The organism is Acetobacter lambici, assembly GCF_011516885.1.
GTDB classification, from domain to species: domain Bacteria; phylum Pseudomonadota; class Alphaproteobacteria; order Acetobacterales; family Acetobacteraceae; genus Acetobacter; species Acetobacter lambici.
On the sequence record NZ_WOTD01000005.1, the window covers coordinates 1 to 21,715 of the forward strand.

The 21,715-nt window shown below is 56.0% G+C and carries 17 protein-coding genes; 12 read left to right on the top strand and 5 right to left on the bottom strand.

Annotated elements, in window-relative coordinates:
* Nucleotides 1–157 precede the first annotated feature (157 nt).
* Nucleotides 158–1,339 carry an aminotransferase class I/II-fold pyridoxal phosphate-dependent enzyme gene (locus tag GOB86_RS04140; RefSeq protein ID WP_165991120.1) on the top strand — a complete coding sequence of 394 codons (1,182 nt, stop codon included), beginning with the start codon at nucleotides 158–160 and terminating at the stop codon, nucleotides 1,337–1,339.
* A 152-nt stretch (nucleotides 1,340–1,491) separates the two neighbouring features.
* Here GOB86_RS04140 and GOB86_RS04145 read toward each other — a convergent pair whose 3' ends face one another.
* Genes GOB86_RS04145 through GOB86_RS04155 form a run of 3 tightly spaced genes read right to left on the bottom strand, consistent with a single transcriptional unit; the run spans nucleotide 1,492 to nucleotide 4,615 of the window.
* The gene (locus tag GOB86_RS04145; RefSeq protein WP_165991121.1) at nucleotides 1,492–2,736 is read right to left on the bottom strand and encodes a M20 family metallo-hydrolase; all 1,245 of its coding nucleotides are present in this window, start codon (nucleotides 2,734–2,736) and stop codon (nucleotides 1,492–1,494) included.
* A 35-nt stretch (nucleotides 2,737–2,771) separates the two neighbouring features.
* On the bottom strand, nucleotides 2,772–3,716 hold the full coding sequence (locus tag GOB86_RS04150) for a 2-hydroxyacid dehydrogenase (protein ID WP_165991122.1): 945 nt from the start codon (nucleotides 3,714–3,716) through the stop codon (nucleotides 2,772–2,774).
* Nucleotides 3,717–3,742: 26 nt separating this feature from the next.
* Entirely contained in the window at nucleotides 3,743–4,615 is an 873-nt protein-coding gene (locus tag GOB86_RS04155) for a dimethylarginine dimethylaminohydrolase family protein (protein WP_165991123.1), read from the bottom strand.
* 315 nt (nucleotides 4,616–4,930) lie between these two features.
* On the opposite strand from GOB86_RS04155, the gene GOB86_RS04160 reads away from it, so the two are divergent.
* The 8 genes from GOB86_RS04160 to GOB86_RS04195 all read left to right on the top strand — a co-directional run bounded on the left by GOB86_RS04160 (nucleotide 4,931) and on the right by GOB86_RS04195 (nucleotide 15,267).
* Nucleotides 4,931–5,884 carry a LysR family transcriptional regulator gene (locus GOB86_RS04160; RefSeq protein WP_165991124.1) on the top strand — a complete coding sequence of 318 codons (954 nt, stop codon included), beginning with the start codon at nucleotides 4,931–4,933 and terminating at the stop codon, nucleotides 5,882–5,884.
* The gene (locus tag GOB86_RS04165) at nucleotides 5,884–7,461 is read left to right on the top strand and encodes an ABC transporter substrate-binding protein/permease (protein ID WP_165991125.1); all 1,578 of its coding nucleotides are present in this window, start codon (nucleotides 5,884–5,886) and stop codon (nucleotides 7,459–7,461) included. The genes GOB86_RS04160 and GOB86_RS04165 overlap by 1 nt, the downstream gene beginning before the upstream one ends.
* Nucleotides 7,451–8,203, top strand: a complete 753-nt coding sequence (locus tag GOB86_RS04170) for an amino acid ABC transporter ATP-binding protein (RefSeq protein WP_277875441.1) — start codon at nucleotides 7,451–7,453, stop codon at nucleotides 8,201–8,203. Before GOB86_RS04165 ends, GOB86_RS04170 begins: the two co-directional genes overlap by 11 nt.
* Nucleotides 8,204–8,356: 153 nt before the next feature.
* Nucleotides 8,357–10,717 carry a TonB-dependent receptor gene (locus GOB86_RS04175; protein WP_165991126.1) on the top strand — a complete coding sequence of 787 codons (2,361 nt, stop codon included), beginning with the start codon at nucleotides 8,357–8,359 and terminating at the stop codon, nucleotides 10,715–10,717.
* A 28-nt stretch (nucleotides 10,718–10,745) separates the two neighbouring features.
* Nucleotides 10,746–11,612 (top strand): sugar phosphate isomerase/epimerase family protein, encoded by an 867-nt coding sequence (locus tag GOB86_RS04180; RefSeq protein ID WP_165991127.1) that lies wholly within the window; start codon nucleotides 10,746–10,748, stop codon nucleotides 11,610–11,612.
* Nucleotides 11,612–12,655 carry an isopenicillin N synthase family dioxygenase gene (locus GOB86_RS04185; RefSeq protein WP_165991128.1) on the top strand — a complete coding sequence of 348 codons (1,044 nt, stop codon included), beginning with the start codon at nucleotides 11,612–11,614 and terminating at the stop codon, nucleotides 12,653–12,655. Before GOB86_RS04180 ends, GOB86_RS04185 begins: the two co-directional genes overlap by 1 nt.
* Nucleotides 12,656–12,687: 32 nt before the next feature.
* Complete coding sequence (locus GOB86_RS04190; RefSeq protein WP_165991129.1) at nucleotides 12,688–13,425, top strand: class II aldolase/adducin family protein; 738 nt, start codon at nucleotides 12,688–12,690, stop codon at nucleotides 13,423–13,425.
* A 783-nt stretch (nucleotides 13,426–14,208) separates the two neighbouring features.
* Nucleotides 14,209–15,267 (top strand): methyl-accepting chemotaxis protein, encoded by a 1,059-nt coding sequence (locus GOB86_RS04195; RefSeq protein ID WP_165991130.1) that lies wholly within the window; start codon nucleotides 14,209–14,211, stop codon nucleotides 15,265–15,267.
* 73 nt (nucleotides 15,268–15,340) lie between these two features.
* Here GOB86_RS04195 and hemA read toward each other — a convergent pair whose 3' ends face one another.
* A complete protein-coding gene (gene hemA, locus GOB86_RS04200) occupies nucleotides 15,341–16,654 on the bottom strand; it encodes a 5-aminolevulinate synthase (RefSeq protein ID WP_165991131.1) in 1,314 nt (437 codons plus the stop codon).
* 61 nt (nucleotides 16,655–16,715) lie between these two features.
* Nucleotides 16,716–17,207 carry a hypothetical protein gene (locus tag GOB86_RS04205; protein WP_165991132.1) on the bottom strand — a complete coding sequence of 164 codons (492 nt, stop codon included), beginning with the start codon at nucleotides 17,205–17,207 and terminating at the stop codon, nucleotides 16,716–16,718.
* 253 nt (nucleotides 17,208–17,460) lie between these two features.
* Here GOB86_RS04205 and GOB86_RS04210 point away from each other — a divergent pair, with 253 nt between their 5' ends.
* Genes GOB86_RS04210 through GOB86_RS04220 form a run of 3 tightly spaced genes read left to right on the top strand, consistent with a single transcriptional unit; the run spans nucleotide 17,461 to nucleotide 21,682 of the window.
* The gene (locus tag GOB86_RS04210; RefSeq protein WP_165991133.1) at nucleotides 17,461–19,413 is read left to right on the top strand and encodes a transketolase-like TK C-terminal-containing protein; all 1,953 of its coding nucleotides are present in this window, start codon (nucleotides 17,461–17,463) and stop codon (nucleotides 19,411–19,413) included.
* 20 nt (nucleotides 19,414–19,433) lie between these two features.
* Entirely contained in the window at nucleotides 19,434–20,456 is a 1,023-nt protein-coding gene (gene gap / locus GOB86_RS04215) for a type I glyceraldehyde-3-phosphate dehydrogenase (RefSeq protein ID WP_165991134.1), read from the top strand.
* Complete coding sequence (locus GOB86_RS04220; protein ID WP_165991135.1) at nucleotides 20,456–21,682, top strand: phosphoglycerate kinase; 1,227 nt, start codon at nucleotides 20,456–20,458, stop codon at nucleotides 21,680–21,682. The genes gap and GOB86_RS04220 overlap by 1 nt, the downstream gene beginning before the upstream one ends.
* Nucleotides 21,683–21,715 lie beyond the last annotated feature (33 nt).

Consider the following 21,715-nt stretch of genomic DNA (forward strand, 5'->3'; position numbering starts at 1 on the left):
AGCGTCGCATTCGTCTGCCTCCCTCAAAGCGAGAAAAACAGTCAGCACAGGACGCCGGAAAGTACAACCCTCACGTACCATACTCAGGGCTTAACTGACGACACGCCGTAGATATGCTGGCCCGTAATCTCTTCCCTTTTCCAACAGGAGACACGCCATGGCTGCCCCTTTGCCACCGCAAACACAGCAGGAGTTTCAGGAGCGTGGTTTTTCCCGCAGGCAGATCGGTCGCATTGCCCTTGTGCTGGGTGCCGGTGCTGCTGTAGCAGGCATGCCATGGCACAGAAGCCGCGCAGATACTCTGCCCGTTGGCGGGACCTATCCACCGGGTTCCATTTTGCTCAATGGGAATGAATTCTGGACCGGCCCTTTCCCTTCGGCGCTACCTGCCGGGCAAAAAGCGTTACTGAACGGCAACCGCTACCTGACCGGGCAGGAACGTCAGGCTCTTGTTGAAACAGCCGCAGCCTACGACCACATTGCGCCAGAACTCATAACCCCATGGCCCGGTTCGAGCGACCCGCTGTGCAGGACCGTTATTTCCTTCTGTTCCCCAACGCAGGGCCTTGTGACCTGCGACCCCACATACGAGACTGTCTGGGGTGTTGCGGAATGGCTGCAAATCCCCCTGACCAAAGTCCCTTTGCGCCCGGACAATGGTTATAAGGCGGATGTAAGGGCCATGCTCAAGGCCAACCCCCATGCAGGCATGTATTACATATGCAGCCCCAATAACCCCACAGGTACCGTAACGCCTCTGGCCGATATTGCATGGTTGGCACGCAATATTCCTGCAAATGCCGTTCTGGTGGTGGACGAAGCCTATCTGCACTTTAGCAATGCGCCGTCCGCTGTTTCCCTGCTTGGATCTTACCGTAATCTGATTGTTTTACGCACTTTTTCCAAATTGTTTGGCATGGCGGGGCTTCGGCTGGGGTTAAGCATAACCCACCCCAGCCTGCAAAACAGAATGATGCGTTATGATGGTATTTACCAGACGACCATGCTGTCCGTCCCGGCGGTAGCCATTGGCACCGACAGCCTGAAAGACCCGGCTGAAATTGCCAAACGTCGCGCAGAAACAAAACAGAACCGTAAAACCATGCAGGACTGCCTGACCCATTACGGTGTGCGGACCATTCCGAGTGACGCCAACATGATTATGGCCGACTGGCGCAGAACTCCCGGCCCAATTGTTTCAACCTTTGCGCAAAACAATGTGATTATTGGACGGAGTTGGGATATATGGCCAACCTGCTCCAGAATTACCGTTGGCTCTACCAGTAACGTGCAGGCTTTTTGCAAGGCCATGGAACAGGTTGCCCTGTTGCTTAAATAAAAAATCTGGAAGAGCAAAACAATATACAAAAAGGGAGGGAGAAATTGAATTTCTCCCTCCCTTTTTCATAAAATCCAGCCCAGAAGCGGCTTCAGAACACGACCAGACTGAGTGTATGATCCCTAAAAAACACTCTGTGAAAAATGTTTTTTCTAAAAGACCTGATCCGCCTTCAAAACTGCATGTAGCAGAACATTGCTCCCAGCGGTTACGTCCTCCGGCGTGGCACTTTCTGCCTCGTTGTGGCTGATGCCATGCAGGCACGGCACAAACACCATGGCGGTCGGCACAACACGGGAGACATACACCGCATCATGCCCCGCACCAGAAACAATATCGCGCATGGTATAGCCCAGCTCTTTTGTACTCTCCTCAACGCTGGCAATGCACCGTGGGTCAAAATGTACGGCAGGGGAGTTCCATGTTGGTGTAACCGTTACCTGCACGTCGTTCGCCTGCGCACAGTCTTGCATACGCTGCAAAAAGTCCTCTTCCATGGCCTGCAACACCGGTTCTGACGGATTTCGCAGATCTACGGTAAAGCGCACCTCCCGCGGGACAACATTACTGCTGGCAGGGAGTGCTGTAATAATACCGATTGTACTCAGCCCGTCCGGCGCATGGGCCTGTGCCACGGCGTTCACCTGCTCGATCATGCGGGCCGCTGCCAATAGGGCATCCTTACGCATGGGCATGGGAGTTGTACCGGCATGGGCAGACCGACCACGCACACTGACCTCGTACCAGCGCATGCCCTGCACACCTGTTACAACGCCTATGGTGCGTTCCTCTGCCTCCAGCACCGGCCCTTGCTCAATATGCAGCTCAAAATAAGCTGCGGCAGGGTGCTGGCCACATTTTTCTGCACCAACAAAACCGCCACGCTCAAGCTCGTGCCGCAAGGTAATGCCTGCCGCATCGGCCCTGCTGCCTGCAAATTCCTCGGTAAAGGCCCCACCAAAAACACCTGAGGCCAGCATGGGCGGGGTAAAACGGGCCCCTTCCTCATTGGTCCAGTTCACCACTTCCAGCGGGTGATTGGTGCTTATACCTTTGTCATGCAACGTCCGCAGAACGGCAACACCGCCCAGCACACCCAGAATGCCATCAAACCGTCCACCTGTGACCTGTGTATCCAAATGGCTCCCCATCATAATAGGGGGCAGGTCACTCCGGGTTCCGGGGCGGCGGGCAAACTGGTTGCCCATGGAATCATAGCTTACCGTGCAGCCCAGCGCGGTGCATGTCTGCTCAAACCACGCACGGACCTGCTGGTCTTCATCTGTCAGGGCAAGGCGGCACACGCCACCTTTCTCCGTTCCGCCAAAGGCTGCGGTTGTGACAAGATCATGCCACAGGGCCTGTCCATTGACTGTCAGGTCGGCATACTGGCTCATATCCTGTCCATTCCCCGTTTCAAGCTATTTTATTATCAGTAACCACGCGTGACATCACACAACAACGCGGGTTTTTCCCCCCGCGCCAGGCAGTGTACCACGTCAGCCACGTAACGGGCCTGCACCTCCCGCGCAGCTTCAGACGCAACGTGGGGGGTTATTGTCAGGCGCGGGTGGTGCCACAGGGCATCTCCTTGAGGCAAAGGCTCGGGTGTCACCACATCCAGCACCGCGCCACACAATGTTCCATCATCCAGTGCACGGAGCAGATCGCTCTGCACCACGTGGCGCCCACGCCCCACATTTACAAAACCAGCCCCTTTGGGCAGGTGGCCAAGCAGAGCGTGATTGATCAACCCATCTGTTGCGGGGGTTGCTGGCAAAAGGTTTACCAACACATCCAGTTCGGCCAGAAAACTGGGCAGGTTGTCCACACCGTTCCAGACCGTCACACCATCCAGCACGGCGGGAGTACGCTTCCAGCCGGACACGCGGAACCCGACATGGGCCAGCGCCTGCGCCACATAGGCCCCAAGGTGCCCAAGGCCCATAATGCCCACTCTGGTCGTGCTGGACGTGCGGCAGCATACATTGTTGCGCCATAGACCCTGCTGCTGCTGCACAGCCCATGTCCGCGCATCCCGCAGCAAGCCGATCACCGCCCACAACACATAATCCGCCATAAGGCGGGCTGTCTGTTCCCCACCCATGCGCACAAGTGGCACAGAGCGTGGAAAGTGCGCATGCGCGAGCAGGTGGTCCACCCCGGCCCCCGTGCATACAATGCCCTGCATACCCGCAAGGCGTTCCATATGCTCCGGCTCGGGGTGCCAGACCAGCGCGTAATCATCCGCGCCAGCTTTCCACGCGGGATCGTACCATGAACAGACATCCAGATCGGGAGCAACAGCCGCAAAAGCCTGACGCCAGTTCTCAAACGCCTGTTTACCATCCGCGCTGATAACAATCCGTGCTGGCATTTGCCCCTGCTCCCTTACTGGCTGTTTTACGCCGTTTGCAAAGACTGGCGGCGCAAAGGCATGGTCATGCAATGGATGCTGCCCCCACCACGGGAGAACTGGTTCAGTTCCGGGTCAAGCACGGTCAGTCCTTCAGCCCGCAGCATGGCGTTGATGCGGGTGGAGTGGCGCGGGCTTACAACCCGATCACGCCCCAGAGCCAGCACATTGCACCCCATGTCCCGCATGGCCTCACGGTAGGTTACGGGCAGAATGCGAATACCCTGCTCACGGAACCATTCCAGATCAACCTCGTCCAGCACGTCCACAGCGGCGATTGCAAGATTTTCCGCCACCATACAAAAAATAACGTCCAGATGCAGGAAATGTTCGGGGAAATGGATCATGCGGCAGGTCCATCCTGCCTCTTCAAACCAACTAATGAACTCGGCGGCACCCTTTGTATCCGTGCGTCCACCACTAACCCCTACAGCCAGAAGACCGGGACGGATAATATGGATATCCCCCCCTTCAATCCGGCCTGCGGTGCAGGTGCGCCAGATTTCATCTGGAGCATAGAACGTGCGGATTTCCTTTTCCTCCCCCACCCGCTCGGGGCGGGAAAGGCTGGTCACTACCGTGCCAAAAGGCGTGGTCTGTGAGCTGTCCCGGGTGTAAACCTCGTATGGCATGCCTTCATGCGGTGTCAGGAAATGACAGGAAACATCTGCCCCCTTAAGGGTTGCGACCAGTTCATTAAACTGGCTGCTCAGGATGTTCCGATCAATGCTGCCACCGCCTGCCATGGTCTGAATGGCGATATCGTTGCTCGGAATCCATTCATAGTAATCTGGCGGGCATAAAAGAACATCTGTCAGCACACCGGTTTCACTATCTATAAACCACCTGTTTGCAGCCATGTCTTAAAAATCCCCAAGGTATCTGTTTTCTCCCGCAAGCTATCCGAGTCTCGTTTCGGACCCAATATGAACAGACATGAGTTTACTTTAGTTTTTTCGCAAACATATCTCAACAACGCAGAAAACCGTCATTCTCCCATGCTCTGGAGCGCGCATGTTTATGCATTGCACCGGTTCTCTCTTCCCATCGTATATTTTACGCGTCATAATTATTCTGGATAAATAACAATAACGGTTTGCCAGCATAGAACAGGAGCTTTTGGCAGCACCCTCCGCCCTCTTCTTGACGCCCCATCTGACAGGAGCATTCAAACCATGACGGGAAGCAGCCACAAAACACCCGGCCTCAGAAAGAGACCTCGTGGCTTTCAGGGGCATGTTTCAGAAATTGATCTGCGGTTGCTGCGTGTCTTCCACACAGTGGCGGAACAGGGGGGATTCAGTGCGGCCGAAATTACGCTGGGCAAAAGCAAATCGTCCATCAGTCTGGACATTTCCGCACTGGAAACCCGTCTGGGCCTGACCATCTGCCTGCGTGGCCGCAGTGGCTTTGCCTTGACCGATGAAGGGCGCGAAGTGCTGGAGGCAACCCGCAAACTGTTTGTCAGCCTTGAACACTTCCGCCAGCAGATCAACCAGACCAGTGGCATGCTGAGCGGCACGTTCAACCTGTATGTCCCTGACAACATACAGACCCATGGCGAGACACCGCTTGTCAAAGCCATTCACACATTTACGCAAAGCCACCCCGGCGTGTTCATGAACCTGCATTCTGCCTCCACCAAGGAGGTCGAGGTTGCGGTCATGACCGGGCAGGCCACGGCAGGCATAGCCCTTTACGCACAGGGGCAGGCCCCCATGGGCTGCCGCCCGCTTGTGGCGGAGGCTTCCTTCCTTTTCTGTGGCTCGCGCCACCCTCTTTTCCATATGCCTGAAGAGGACATCACGCTTGATGTTCTGACCAGCCACAGCATGGTCAGTGTGGCGGATGCCGCCACATCCGACAGGTGGGAGGAGATTCGCCCGCTCTTTACCTACCGCGCCAAGGCCGACAAGGTGGATGCACGCGCGCTCCTCATTCTTTCTGGCAGTTACATTGGCTTCCTGCCCGAAATTTTTGCAGCCCCGCTTGTTGCGCAAGGACTGCTGCGCCGGATTGTTTTTAACGATCTGCGCCTGATCACCTGCTGTCATTTTCTGGCGCGCACGTCTCCCGAAACCAGCCTGATGGTCGAGACGTTCCGTACCCTTCTGGAAGCTTCATATTAATGACCAGCTTTTTCTCCCGCCTGCCGCTCATGCGCAGGTTCCGCCGTGTTGCCGCCCTTGCGGTTATGCTTGGCGCGCCCATTGGAGCGCACGGCACCACCCATGCCGAACAGATCCCCTCGTTTGTGCATGATGGCACACTGACCGTTTGCACAAACCCCACCCTGCCCCCGATGACATTTGTAAAAGGGCAGGATGTCTCCCACCCGGAAGGGTTTGACATAGACGTGGCGCAAGCGCTGGCCACGCGCTGGCAGGCCCGCCTATCCGTTATAACAATGGATTTTACTGGCCTGTTCCCCAGCCTTTCCGCCCAGCGGTGCGGTCTGGTCATGAGCGGGATTATCCGCACACCTGCGCGGGAAAAAAGCTTTGATGCCGTCTCCTATCAGGATACGGCTCTGGTTGTTGTCGGGCGCAAGGGCACGCCCTCCCTGAGCAGCATGGATGAACTCTCAGGCAAGGACGTCGCGGTGGAATCGGGCACCAGCTACGTGACCCGACTGGGCGTTGTAAACGATGCTCTGGTGGCCGCGGGCAAGCCCCCCATGATTATCCAGCAATACCCGACCGAAGAGCAGGTTGTGCAGCAGGTGCTGATCGGGCGTGTGTTTGCCTTTGTCAGTCAGGATGTCGAGCTTTTCTACCGCATGCGCCAGCTCCGGGACAAACTGCATGTGCTGATCACCCCCGACATTCCCGATTACCGCCATTTTGCCATTTACATCCGCCAGAATGCGGAAGACCGGACACTGCTACAGAACGCCATATCGGCGCTGGATGCCGATGGCTCCCTGCAAACGCTCCGCACCAAATGGTCTGTGACCGACCAGTCCACCAAGAATGGACCGGACGAGGCAGCAGCTAGCGGCATGTTTGACTGGTCTGCCTTTTTCTCGGCTCTGACGTCCACGGCTTTCCTGCATGGCGCGCTGATTACGCTCAGCGTGGCATTAATCTCGCACATTATTGCCATTACAATCTCTGTCCCCATCGCCATTGTGCTCAACAGCCCGCAGCAATCCGTGCTTAAAATTGCGCTCGAAGGGTATGTCTCCCTGTTCCGGGCAGCACCGACACTGCTCCAGCTCCTGTTTATCTGGAACGCCGTGCCGCAGTTTTTCCCTATTTTTCGGGAACAGTGGTTCACACCTTTTCTGGCGACCATTCTGGCCCTGTCCATTAACGAATCCGCTTATCAGGTCGAAATCAACCGAGCTGCCCTGAGTGCGGTTGATCCGGGGCAGGAACTGGGCGCGAGCGCTCTGGGGCTGAGCCGGCGCGATATTTACTGGCGCGTTATTTTTCCGCAGGCATTCCGCATTGCCCTGCCGCCGACCATTAACGAGTTTATCAACCTGTTAAAAATCACATCGCTGGCGTCAGTCATCTCGTTGCAGGAATTGCTGGCCGTAACACAGATACAGGTCGCGCGGACATTTGCCTTTACAGAGTATTATGCCGCCGCCCTTATTTACTATCTTGTCATGGTGTTCTTTTTCCTTTTCCTCCAAAAACGGGTGGAACGACGTTTTTCCTGGTCCGACCGCAAAAAGGTTGTTTCCAATGCAGCATGAAACCACAAACCCTCCCATGATCTCCGTACGGGGCATGAGCAAACTGTTTGGCAAGTTTGTGGCCCTAGACCGTGTGGATTTTGACGTAAGCCGTGGTGAAAAAATTGTGGTGCTGGGGCCGTCCGGGTCGGGAAAATCAACCCTGATCCGCACTCTCAACCAGATTGAACCGCATGATAGCGGCATGCTCACCATTGATGGCAAGCTGATCAACGACAAGACCGACCCCATACAACTCCGGTGCATGGTGGGAATGGTGTTCCAGAACTACAACCTGTTCCCGCACCTGAGCGCTCTGGAAAACTGTATTCTTGCCCCCATGCGGGTCAAACGCATGACCCGCCTAGAGGCCACGACTCTGGCCCGCCGCTACCTTGATCTGGTAGGCATTCCCGATCAGGCGGACAAATACCCCATCCAGCTTTCTGGCGGCCAGCAACAGCGCGTCGCCATTGCCCGCGCCCTGTGCATGCAGCCAGAAGTCATGCTGTTTGATGAACCAACCGCAGCGCTGGACCCCGAAGCCATTGTTGGTGTGGTCGGCATTATGGACGAACTGTCAGAACAGGGCATTACAACCGTTTGCGTAACCCACGAAATGGCCTTTAGCCGCCGAATTGCCGACCGTATTATTTTTATGGATCAGGGGAAGATTGTAGAAATTACTCCCCCAGAAACTTTTTTTACCTCCCCAAAGACAGACAGGGCGCAGAATTTTCTTAACCAGATGCTCCGTTATTGACGCTCCACAAGGCCGCATGCCCGCGAACAAAAGTATGATTTAGTCATTTTCAAACGAATGTGCCTGATATTTCGTTATCAAATGGAAATGAAAAGACCGGTTGCCTCTGAGCCCAGGGCCGGTTCCAACTGGAATAAAATCAGGAATACGGGCATGAAATCCTATTTTTTACGTCGGTCCTTCCGTCTTCTGGCTTCGGTTCCAGCGTATGTTACCCTGCCAGCTCTGCCCTGCCTGCTCTTGGCATCCACCTCACCACTCGCAACGGCGGCAACACCTGCCGCCAGCCCGCCGCCAGCAGATACAAGCCATATTGCCGCAGGCCACAAACGTGCGGGCACGGCTCCACGCCGCAAAAATCTGGCGCCGCGCCAGGGAGGGTCGGAAGACGTTGAGGTCACGCAGTCCCACACCCACCGTTACCTGTCCGAACCCACCACGGTTAATGTGATCAGCGGGCAGGAACTGCGCTCTCTCCATCTTGAGAACCCCAAGGACATTGCATCCTTCACCCCCGGTGTAACGGCCACGAACGCCGTTTCTGGTTCTGCTCCCATTTTTTCCATCCGTGGCGTTGGTCTGGATGACTATGTTGGCACCAACATGGGCGGGATTGGGATTTATCTGGATGGTGTTCTGGCCCCTTTCCCCGTGTTCTACACCGGTCAGATGCTTGATGTGGAAAGCGTTGCAACAGAAAAAGGCCCTCAGGGCTTTGACATGGGGCGCAGCACCACGGGCGGCAGCATCAACATTCAGTCTGTAAAACCGTCCAATAAATTTGGTGGTTATGCGGAATGGGGATACGGCAGCTACAATACCAGCCGTGGTCGCTTTGCTATTAACACCCCCATTACAAGCAAGATTTCCAACCGTCTGGCCTTCAACTATGTCAAAGGCGATGGCTGGCAGAAAGATATCACGACTGGTGCGCGTTATGGGTCGCAGGATCTGCTGGCTATGCGCAACCTGACCAAGTTTACGGTCGATGACACATCCTCCTTTCTGCTGAACATCCATTATACGCGGGATAAAGGCACGTCCACGTCCCCGCAGGATCTCGGTTCGATCAGCGATGGTGGCACAGGGCCAAACCCCAACCCGCATGCCGTGAATGTTGGCAACACACCGCCCCAACGCAACGAAAACGGTGGGGGTGTCTCGCTCAACTTTACCAAAGCTTTTGACTTCGGCACGTTCGCGTCCACAACCGGGATCGACTTTTATCGCCGGAATGATCTGGACAACTACGATGGTCTGGGCACCACATCAGCCGGTGTTGGCACAAAATATGCCGACTACCGCTGGAATGACACAGCCATTGCCCAGTCCCATGACATGCACCTGCGCATGAATCTGGCCAAAATCTTCCATCTGACCGTTGGTGTTTACGAATCTTATGACAAAATTGACGGGAACTACACCAGCTACCGCATGGATGACCCCAGCAGCATGGTCAATCTGACCAACCATTTTTCGCAGCAGAATCTGTCCACTGGTGTGTATGTCAACACCGTGACCAACATTACAAAGAAACTCGACTTTATTGCCTCCGGTCGTTTTTCTTATGACGAACGTGGTTTTAATGGCGGCTCGTCCTACTCGGCTATTGGCCCGGGCAGTCCACGCATTGGGGGCGTATACAATGCAACGCTCAATGGCGCGATCAATCATCTGAACGAACGGCATGATTACGAACGCTTTACCGGGCGTGTCGGTCTGCGTTACCAGATTGTGCCCGGGACGTACGCCTACGGCACCATTTCCAACGGCTATAAAGCTGGCAGCTACTTTGCTGCTCCTGTGCTGGCACCCGCAGCACTGGATTATGTCCGTCCAGAAAATCTGGTTGCCTACGAGGTTGGTATTAAATCCTCCTTGCTGCACAACAAGGTTATTCTTGAAGGCTCCCTGTTTGATTACGAATACCACAATCGTCAGACACTCTTCTTTGGCACCTTCACACCGTATGCAAACTCGACCGTTACCAGTAACTCCTTGACGTTGGGCACCATTCCACGCGCACGGACCCGTGGTGGCGAAATTTCCACCACCTTGCACAACGTTATTCCCAACCTTGATCTGAACGGCTCCTTTGCCTACCTGGATGCTCAGATCAAAAGCCCGGTTAACTCACTCCCCGGTCTAACGCTTGACCCAACGATTGCGCATAACTCTCAGCTCCCGTTTGCACCCCGGTTCTCATGGAGCGCTGTTGCACGCTACCACGTTGATGTCAGCAGCTATCGCACAACATTTCAGGCAAGCTACACGTGGAAAGATAACATGTGGGCCGCACTGGGTGACAACAAAGCAAAAACCGACAAAATCAGCGCCCTTGGCCTGCGTATGGAAGTCGGCCCCAAAACTGGCAAATGGACTGCTGCCGTCTATGTTGACAACCTGCAGGACAACCATGGTTCCACCTACTCCTTTACCGGAAGCGACGGGAACCGCGCCCAGTACATCCAAACTCCTCGCTGGGTCGGCTGTGACCTGCACTACAACTTCTGATATCTGACAAAAAACCGGGAAAGCGATGATGAAATTTGAACTTTTCCGTACTTTATGGGGTGACAACCGCCGGTGGGACCTCCCACTGGCGCAAGCGCGGGCCGCCGGGTTTGATGGACTGGAAGCCCGCATTCCCCCAACGCTTACTGCCACGCGGGACTGTGCCACCATCCTGCGTGAGGAGGCCGCCCCCTATATTGCCATCGCCATGACTGGCGGTGGCGTTATTCCTAACCAGAGTGCGACCGTACAAAACCATCTGGACGACCTGCGTAGTGCCGTAGACCACGCCTTGCACATGAACCCCCGCTTTGTCACCATTTTGGGGGGGAATGACCGCTGGCCCGCCAGCCAGCAGGTGGACTTTATTGCACAGGCACAGGAAATCTGCCGAACAGCAAATATGCTTTGCTGTTTTGAAACACACCGCTCCCGTATTCTGGCAACGCCGTGGGTCACGCTGGATGTTATTGCACAGTTACCCGATATGCTGTTTACAGCCGACATAAGCCACTGGGTTGTCTGTTGTGAGCGCCTGCTGGATGACCCCGCGGATGACCTGTCGACCTTTATCGAGCGTGTTCACCACATTCAGGCCCGCGTGGGGTATGATCAGGGGCCACAGGCCCCCCACCCCGGTGCCCCGGAATATGCACCCGCTTTACGGTTCCACCAGAATATCTGGCAACAGATATGGCAAAGCCAACGTGCTCGTGGCTACACCACCACCACCATGACCCCCGAATGCGGGCCAGATGGTTACCTGCATACCCTGCCGTTTACCAACATGCCCGTAGCGGACCTGTGGTCTCTCAACATCTGGACTGGCCAGACCGAGCGCCAGCATTTTCAACACGCCATGTCAGACTGTGGCAGCAAGAAGGAACTGGGGTGATGTCCGCTTCCACCACCGAAACTTTCACCCGTATTCCCGTTATCGATATCAGCGGCCTGTACAGCCCCGATATTGCACAACGCCAGGCCGTAGCAGAAAAACTGGGCGATGCCGCGCGGAATGTCGGCTTTCTCTTTATCTCCGGCCATAGTGTTCCAGAAGAGCTGATCGAAGGTGTACGCAAAGCCGCACGAGACTTCTTTGCCCAGCCTTTTGAAAAGAAAATGGAATACTACATTGGCACATCCGCCACCCACAAAGGCTTTGTGCCCGAGGGAGAGGAAGTGTATTCCGCAGGCCGCCCCGACCACAAGGAAGCGTTTGATATTGGCTATGAAGTTCCCGCCAACCATCCGCTGGTGCAGGCAGGAACCCCGCTGTTAGGCCCCAACAACTGGCCCGATCTCCCCAATTTCCGTGCTGCGGCGGAAGCGTATTACCGTGCGGTTTTTGATCTGGGGCGCACACTTTTCCGCGGTTTTGCCCTGGCTTTGGGGCTGGATGAAAACTACTTTGATTCCGTAGCCAACTTTCCGCCTTCCAAACTGCGCATGATCCATTATCCGCATGACGCACAAGCGCAGGATGCCCCCGGCATTGGCGCCCACACAGACTACGAATGTTTTACAATCCTGCTGGCAGACAAGCCGGGGCTGGAAGTTATGAACGGTCATGGAGACTGGATTGACGCCCCCCCGATCCCCGGTGCCTTTGTCGTCAATATTGGCGACATGCTTGAAGTCATGACCGCAGGCGAATTTGTGGCCACGGCACATAGATTACGCAAAGTTGCTGAGGAACGTTATTCCTTTCCGCTCTTCTATGCCTGTGACTACCATACCCAGATCCGCCCCCTGCCTGCTTTTGCCAAGGATGATGATGCGTCCTATGAGACCATAACCATTGGCGAGCACATGTGGGCGCAGGCCTTGCAGACATACCAGTATCTGGTTCGCAAGGTTGAAAAAGGGGACCTCACACTCCCCGAAGGGGCACGCAAGACTGCAACATTCGGACATTTCAAACGCGTTGCCTCAACCTGACACCACTTTTTGCATTTAAGGACAACACAACAATGACGGTACAGCAGACAGAACAGGAACTGCGCGAGGACCTGGCAGCCGCATATCGGCTGATGGCGCATTTTAACATGACGGATATGGTCTATACCCACCTTTCCGTCCGCCTGCCCGGTGAAGGGCACCGCTATCTGGTCAACCCATACGGGCTTCTGTTTGAAGAAATTACAGCAAGCAGTCTGGTTATTGTGGACGCGGACGGGGTGCCACAGCAAGAAACAAGCTGGAACATCAACCCCGCCGGGTTTGTTATTCATTCCGCCGTCCATGCCAACCGGCCGGATGCAGCGTGCGTCATGCACACCCACACCATTGCTGGTATGGTCATTGCGGCACAGGACAAAGGCATTCTCCCGCTTAACCAGATCAATATTGAATTTTATGGCGTGGTTGCCTTCCATGCCTATGAAGGCATTGCTGCGGATGACAATCTGAGCGAGCGTGAACGCCTTGTGCGCGACCTTGGCACACGCAACGCCATTATTTTGCAAAACCATGGCCTGCTGACCGTTGGCAGCACAGTGGCGCAGGCTTTTTACCGCATGTATTACATGGAACAGGCCTGCAAGATCCAGATTGCGGCGCAGTCAACCGGTGTGCCGCTACACATCCCTTCGGAAGAAAAACTGCTCCGCGCCAAAAACCAGTTTGATACCGACCCCGATCAGGGTCAGATGATCTGGAAGGCTCTACGCCGCAAACTTGACCGGGAACAGCCTGACTACAAAAGCTGATCACATAATCCCACAACCGACGGTAAAAAGGGGAGGCATTAATGCCTCCCCTTTTTACCTTACACATCATTCCCGCCTCTGAACGGCCAGCCGGCACAAACACCCTTCCCCATAGGTTATGCCCGCTGTCCACAAAGCATCATCTATTTTTTAGAGCCTATGGCATCTACGGTTTGAAGAATGCCATTGGACAGGTGAGCACATCGTTGTCCACGAATTCCATAATCCGACAACTCTGATACGGCATAAGGGTTTGGGCCGCGCTTTATCCGCCCGATACGGCCAAAGAAAGCTTTTTGAACAGGAAAACCCATATTCGGTGCGCCTTGAAATGTAACGCACCAATTAACCAACGATTCGCGGGGCCTATCCGTTTGAAAAGCCCTTTTTATATAAATATCACATTAATTTTACATTATTTGTTATGACATAATAAGATTTGAAAAACACACCTGTTGCTTTTACGCAGCCACGCCTAACACAAACCGTAAAATACAATGGCTAGCCCGACATAAAACTGTCACTTTACTCCCCACAAAAACTGATCTTATCTTCATAAATCCTTCTATTTTAACAAAAAATTGACCAATGACCCTGCCGCAACAATTCGATCAGCTCTGCATGGGTTCCCTCGCGCAAGATGGGTTCAGACTCTGTCCGACAGAATCTGGCAGCGCGGTCATGGATATTTTTAAAAATCATCCAGACACCCATCATATTTGCATTATCAATGCCCAAAACATACCTATTGGCGTAGTAGAGAGGCAGAGGTTCCTTTCCCTCATGTCCAGCCCGTTTTCCTACGCCCTGTACCACAAACGGCCTGTTACGCTGCTCATGGACGACAGTCCATTAACGGTGGAAGCCAGAACCCCCATTCTTGATTTTACAAAACAGATCCTGAACAATAAAATATCCGACATTAACAAATCTTTTATTATTACCGACGATAAGTCCTATGTGGGTACGGCCACCCCTTTTGACCTTATGCGTATGTCCTACATCCACAGTAACCGTATTTCCGATACCTTGCAGAGCAGAACCAGAACACTGCATGAGACACTCCATAAAATTCAGACCGCAACGCACTCGATCAATGCAGAATCCCGTAACCTCAAGGATGAATCCGAAACCCTTTCGGAGCGGAACAGCACCCAGAACATACATCTGCTGGAATCGGACCAGAGAATAAAATCCACCATTCAAAAAACAGAAGACCAGAACGTACAGATGGAGCAATCCAGAAGTTACATTCAGCACGCGTCCGTCAATATTCGTGAATCGTGCATTAAAATTAATGACACCATCGAAAAATTTAAAAAAATATCAGAAGCTTCAGAAGATATTGGAAAAATTCTGGATATTATGAAAAGCATATCATCCCAGATCAATATTCTGGGTATTAACGCTACCATAGAAGCAGCCAAGGCGGGCAGCTATGGTGCGGGCTTTGGTGTTGTGGCGCAGGAAATACGCAACCTGTCCCGCATGACATCGGAATCCCTGCAACGGACAAGAAAACTTATTGTCTACTCACAGGATGCCATAAGCACCTGCTCGGACTCCATGAACGACAACTCCCAGACATTGGCTGGAATTATTCACCACGTTGAAAAAATAAGTGAATCATTCAAGGAATTTGAACAAACTGCCATTGCACAAAAAGAAGAGATACACCAACTCCACCAGATTATGCAGAAACTGAACATCTCAACCGCAAAAAACAATGAGACTGTTCACAACACTAATGCCATTTGCGACAACCTGTTCATCAATGTTTCTGAACTTGCGCAGATCACAACCAACATGAACAGCCTGCCAGCACATTATAACCTGCACTAAAAAAAACCCCTCCATGTAAAACGGAGGGGGTTTTTACAGACCTGTGCCCTAATATTTAGTCCGGGCAGAACAATCAGGCCACTTTTTCAGCCTTGTGCGCCACATGCTCGGGAATAATTCCCTCCTCACGCAGCAGGAGGGAGAGTGCGCGCACCATATCGTCCATCATCTCATCCGTATGGAAAGGGCCCGGTGTCAGGCGCAGGCGCTCGGTCCCCTCCGGCACGGTCGGATAGTTGATTGGCGTTGCATAATGGCCAAACTCCACCAGAAGGCGGCGGCATATCCGCTTGCAGCGCTCGGCATCCCCAATGGGAATAGGCACAATGTGGCTTGGTGTCATGGTAAAGGGCACACCTGCGGCCCGCAGGCGCTGGCGCATGGTATGCACACGTTCGAACAGGGACTCGCGCCGCCAGCTTTCCGCCCGCACCTTACGCACACTGGCCAGAGCCGCCCCAACCACGGACGGAGGCAGTGCTGTCGTAAAGATGAATCCGGAAGCCGTTGAACGCAGGAAATCCACAATCTCGGCCGAGGCGGTAATGTAACCACCGTGCACGCCAAAGCCCTTGGCCAGCGTACCCTCAATAATATCCACCTGATCGGCAACGCCGTCGCGCTGGGATACACCGCCCCCTTCCTGCCCGTACAGCCCCACGGCATGCACTTCGTCCAGATAGGTCAGAGCATTGTATTTTCTGGCCAACGCACAGATCGCGCCAATATCGGACATGTCTCCATCCATGGAGTACACGCTCTCAAACGCGATCAACTTGGGGGCATCCACCGGAGCGGCCGCCAGTTTTGCCTCCAGATCCTGCAAATCGTTATGTTCAAAAATAACGGTCTGCGACCCCCGTGCGCCTTTGATGCCCGCGATCATGGAGGCATGGTTCAGCCGATCGGAAAAACAGATCCAGCCGGGCATGGACATCAGGATTGTCTGCAAACTGGCCTGATTGGACACGTAACCAGAAATAAAGAGTAGTCCGGCCTCCTTGCGATGCAGGGCGGCAAGCTCGGCTTCCAACTGGTTATGCAGCGGGCTGGTGCCCGCAATGTTGCGCGTGCCCCCCGCTCCCGCACCGTGCTCGCGTATGGCGGCAATGGCAGCATCCTGCACTTCGGGCACAACGCCCATGCCCAGATAGTCGTTGGTGGACCAGACGATAACCTCACGCCCTTCAGGCATGTTGGCCACGTATTCCTCATACAGGGGAAAACGTTCCGCCTGACGCGCCAGTGGCGTAAAGGTTCTGTAACGCCCCTGTTGCTTGATCCGCCCCAGCGCCTCCTCGCAATGCTCGTAAAAAGGATGCCGGGCGTTCTTGATCGCTCCCACGCTTGGTTTCTCCTCGCTTCTCGTCAGAAACGGTCGGGGCATGGGCTTACCCATCGGCCGTCTGGCCTTTTGTCTTCATACTTTTGTGTTTCGGTTAGGCAACCTATCGCACATACACCCGTACGGTTGGCTTCGTCACCGACGAATCCGGCATAGCGGACATTTCCACCTGTGCTTCGGGGGCTCCTGCGTCAATCAGTTCCTGCATAACGGCATGGCCATCATGCTGGACCAGCGTCTGCAAGGCAGTCTGTTCCGTCTCCTGCCCTGCCTGATCCGGATCAGCCTGCTGTGGCACCAGACAGCTTACAACAAAGAGCACTTCCTTTTTACGCGCAAGAGCCTGACGGGCAATCTGGTCCACCGGAGCCTTCCATTCCGCCTGCGGCGTGCCGGCCACCAGTTCGATCAGGGGTGGCACGGGCGGGGGACCGGGGGGGGGCGGTGGAATATACGGCTTGGGCTCAACGCTTGCGGAAGGGTTGAATGTTCTCTGGTCCAGCAGCTTGCACCCGGCCACGCCTGTTAGCAGGCAGATGGCCAGAGCGGCCCGAAAAGCACGCCCCTTTTTTGCGGCATGAAAAACAGACAGCATGACCGGACCCATTCTCCACCAAGACTGATAGCGCGCCAGACGCACGTATTTTGCAGGACTCTTGCCTCTTCTTTCGCGCTCCCACGCGCCCGGCGCAAGCCCTTACACCGGTATCTTGCCCCTAAAAACACGCATTGAGGCGTAAAACTGCCTCTTGCAGTGACCGTTTGCTCTGGGGTTAACTACCACACAGCACCGGGCCGGTTACGCCGGGCGCGCCCGCACAGCACTCCCTCTGACAGACACAGGGCTGATGGCCAGCACCTCTACTTCAGACCATACGATCCCATCTTCCTCTCCCACGCAGGACGCACTTGTACTGCGCATGGACAAAGCTGCCCGCGCACTCATGGCCTCCAGCACAACGGAGGCAGACACGCAGGCCGAACTCCAGACCATGTGCCTGCCCATGACGGCTCTGTGGTGCCGCATACTCCGCTTTGACCCCGCAGTCCCCAACTGGCCAGACCGGGACCGGTGCGTGGTGCCCTCTTCCGCCATGCTGCCCTTACTGGCCGCCATGCTGCGGCTGACCACGCCCGATGCGCAGGACCTCGGCCCAACGCTGGAATACGGCCAGCACCCTGCGGTGGAAATTGCAACCGGGCCAGCCGGGCAGGGCATGGCGGCAGCAGCAGGTATGGCTCTGGCCGAGCAGCAACTGGCCAGCCGTTACGGACGATCCCTGGTTAACCACCGCACATGGGTTGTTGCGCGTGACAGTGATCTGGCCACGGGTGTTGCACTCGAAGCCGCACAGCTTGCCAGCCGCTTCGGCCTGAACCGCATGGCCGTTCTGGTCTGCCCGTCTCCTTTGACCGATCCTGCGGATTTTTCGGATTCTCTGGCCCGGTTTGGCGCATCGGGGTGGAGTGTGCGCAAGGTGCGCGCACATGACCTTGGCGGCATCATGGCCGCTCTTCAGGCCACATTGCGGGCCAGAAAGCCCACACTTCTGGCCTGCATGCCCGAATGCTGCCTCACCTTGGCCGACCTGCCACCAGAAGAGGAACTGACCGGCCCGTGGAGCCCCACCGCCCGACGGGGGAGTTCCATCCGCCGCTCATGGTTGCGCAGGCTGGCCCAGCACCGCGCCCGCGCCGATTTTGAGCGTGACCAGTCGGGCAGGACCCGCCAGACCATGCGCGAGGACTGGGGACGACTCTGGCGGCAGACCATGCGCGTAGCACCCGACGGGTCCTCCCAGCAGGCGGCTTTTGCCGGGTTGCGCTCGCTTACAATGTTGCGGCAGGACGTGGCCATTCTGGCCGCAACCTCCAGCACCAGAAGCTCACGCCGCGCCAACCTGCCCGTTCCCTTCATTCACACAGCCCAGCCTTGCGGCATACAGGAGCACGGCATGGCGGGCATGCTGAACGGCATGGCCCGCCATGGGGGCGTTCTGCCCTGCGGGGTGGCGGGCATGATGACCATTGACCGCATGCGCTCCGCCCTGCGCATGACAGCGCTCATGCGCAGCAAAGTGCTCTACCTGCTGACCGATGACGGGCTGGCCCTGAGCGACAACGGTGGCGGCTGGCAACCTGTGGAACAACTGGCCAGCCTGCGCGCCATGCCGCATCTGGCAGTATTCCGCCCCGCCTGTGCGGAGGAAACCTTTGCCTGCTGGCAGGCCGCCCTGAACTGGCCACAAGGCCCGGCCCTGCTGATCCTGTGCCCCCACCCCCCACCCCCGCGCGCAGGCCGGCGGGTGGGCCATTACGGCGGTCCTTCCCACGGTGGTTACCTTATAAGCTGCGGGGCAGGACTGCGACACGTAACACTCATGGCCTCTGGTCCCGAGGTTGCCATTGCCACGCAGGCAGGGCAGCATCTGGCCGAGCGGGGGCTGAACGTGGCCGTTGTTTCCATCCCCTGCTGGGAGGTTTTTGCACAGCAGCCCGCCACCTACTGCACAGCCGTGCTGGGCCACGAAGGCCTGCGCGTGGGAATAGAGGCGGCAAGCAGCTTTGGCTGGGAACGCTGGCTGGGAACGGATGGAATTTTCGTAGGCATGGATGATTTTGGCATATCCGCTCCTGCCAACGCGGTGTATGAACGCTTTGGCATTACAGCCGGAGCGATCTGCGAGAAAGTGCTTGCGCGTTTTCTTGCATCTGGAGCGCAAAAGGACTTGTCCCCAACCGCCCCACCTCCGTCCCGGCTGGAAGACCTGGACATGTCACTAACGATAACAAGATTATAAAAAATACGGAGACACATCCTATGGCAGTCAAAATCGCCATCAATGGCTTTGGACGTATCGGTCGCCTTGTGCTGCGCGGCATTATTGAAAGCGGGCGCACGGACGTGGTGCCGGTTGCCATTAACGATCTGGGCAGCGTTGAAGATAACGCACACCTCCTGAGCTATGACAGCGTGCATGGCCGCCTGCCTGCGGACGTTCGGGTGGAAAATGGCAAACTGATCATTTCCGCCAATGGCCGCACATGGGACCCGATTACCGTTTCCGCCGAGCGTGACCCCTCCAAGGTGCCTTTTGCGGGCGTGGATGTGGCCATGGAATGCACGGGTCTGTTCACCACCAAGGAAAAAGCCGCCCTGTTGCTGGCTGCTGGCGCACGCAAGGTTATTGTCTCCGCCCCCGCAACGGATGTGGATGCCACTATCGTGTTCGGCGTGAATGAAGATGTGCTGACATCGGACATGACCGTTATTTCCAACGCATCGTGCACCACCAACTGTCTGGCCCCTGTGGCCAAGGTGATGGAAGATGCCTTTGGCATTGAGCGTGGTTACATGGTGACCATCCACTCCTACACCGGCGACCAGCGCACGGTGGACACCCTGCACAAGGACCTGCGCCGTGCCCGTGCTGCTGGCATGAACATGATCCCCACCTCCACGGGGGCGGCCCGCGCCGTGGGTCTGGTTCTGCCGCAGCTCAAAGGCAAGCTCGATGGCACGGCCATTCGCGTGCCCACGGCCAATGTGTCCGTCGTCTCGCTCGACTTCGTGCCCAAAACGGTGCCCGGCAGCGTGGAAGACGTGAATAACGCCATCCGCACGGTTGTGGACTCGGGCAAAATGAAAAACGCGCTGGCCTATAACGAGGCCCCTCTGGTCAGCTCCGACTTCAACCACGCCATTGCATCCTCCACCTTTGATGCCACACAGACAGCACTGGTGGATGGCGGCAAGCTGGTGCGTGTGTGCTCCTGGTACGACAACGAGTGGGGCTTCTCCAACCGTATGTCCGATACGGCAGCCCTGTTTGGATCGCTCTAATGGCTACAATACTCCCCTTCGCCACGCTGGACACGCTTGACCCCAAGGGCAAGCGCATCCTGCTCCGTGTTGACCTGAATGTCCCCATGAAGGACGGTCAGGTAACCGACCAGACCCGGATCGAGCGGATTATTCCCACTATTCGCGAACTCGCGGAAAAAGGCGGGCGGGTTATCCTGCTCAGCCATTTTGACCGGCCCAAGGGGCAGGTCGTCCCTGCCATGTCGCTCAAGCCCATTGCCACGGCACTGGCCACGGCACTGGGCCGCCCGGTCAATTTTGCCCATGACTGCATTGGCCCCGATGCGGAAGCTGCAACCCGTTCCTTAAATGACGGGGAAATACTGCTGCTGGAAAACACCCGCTTCCAGCCCGGTGAAGAGCAGAATGACGCGGAACTTTCCGCAGCACTCGCCAGTCTGGGCGATGTGTATGTGAACGACGCGTTCTCCGCAGCCCACCGTGCGCATGCCTCCACGGCGGGAGTTGCCTCCCACCTGCCATCCTTTGGTGGCCGACTGATGGAGGCCGAACTTCAGGCGCTATATGCCGCGCTGGAAAACCCCGAACGCCCCGTTGGGGCCATTGTGGGCGGGGCCAAGATTTCCACCAAACTCCAGTTGCTTGAAAACCTTCTGGACAAGGTGGACATGCTGGCCATTGGCGGGGCCATGGCCAATACGTTCCTGGCAGCACAAGGGCTGAATGTTGGCAAGTCGCTCAAGGAAGACGACATGCTGGACACGGCCCGCCTGATTATGGCGCAGGCCAAGGCCAAAAACTGCGACCTGATCCTGCCGGTGGACATGATCATCTCCGAAGATTTCATGGCGGGTGCCCCCACAAGCACCGTACCGGCAAACGCTATTCCCGATGGCTGGATGGCGCTCGATGTCGGGCCGGAAACAGTCAAACTGCTTAACAGCAAACTGGCAGGCCTGAAGACTCTGGTCTGGAACGGCCCGCTGGGCGTGTTTGAACTCCCTCCGTTTGATGAGGGCACAAATGCCGTCGCGCAGGAAGCTGGCCGTCTGACCAAAGCAGGCAAACTGAAAACCGTTGCCGGTGGGGGGGATACCGTATCCGCCCTGCGCCATGCCGGTGTGCTGCATGACATGACCTATGTCTCAACCGCAGGCGGCGCTTTTCTGGAATGGCTGGAAGGCAAGGTCCTGCCGGGCCTGACGGCCATTAGCACCACGCTGGAAAAAACCCTGCCGATCTAAGCAGGCACAACCGTTTTATACGACCAGACCGCC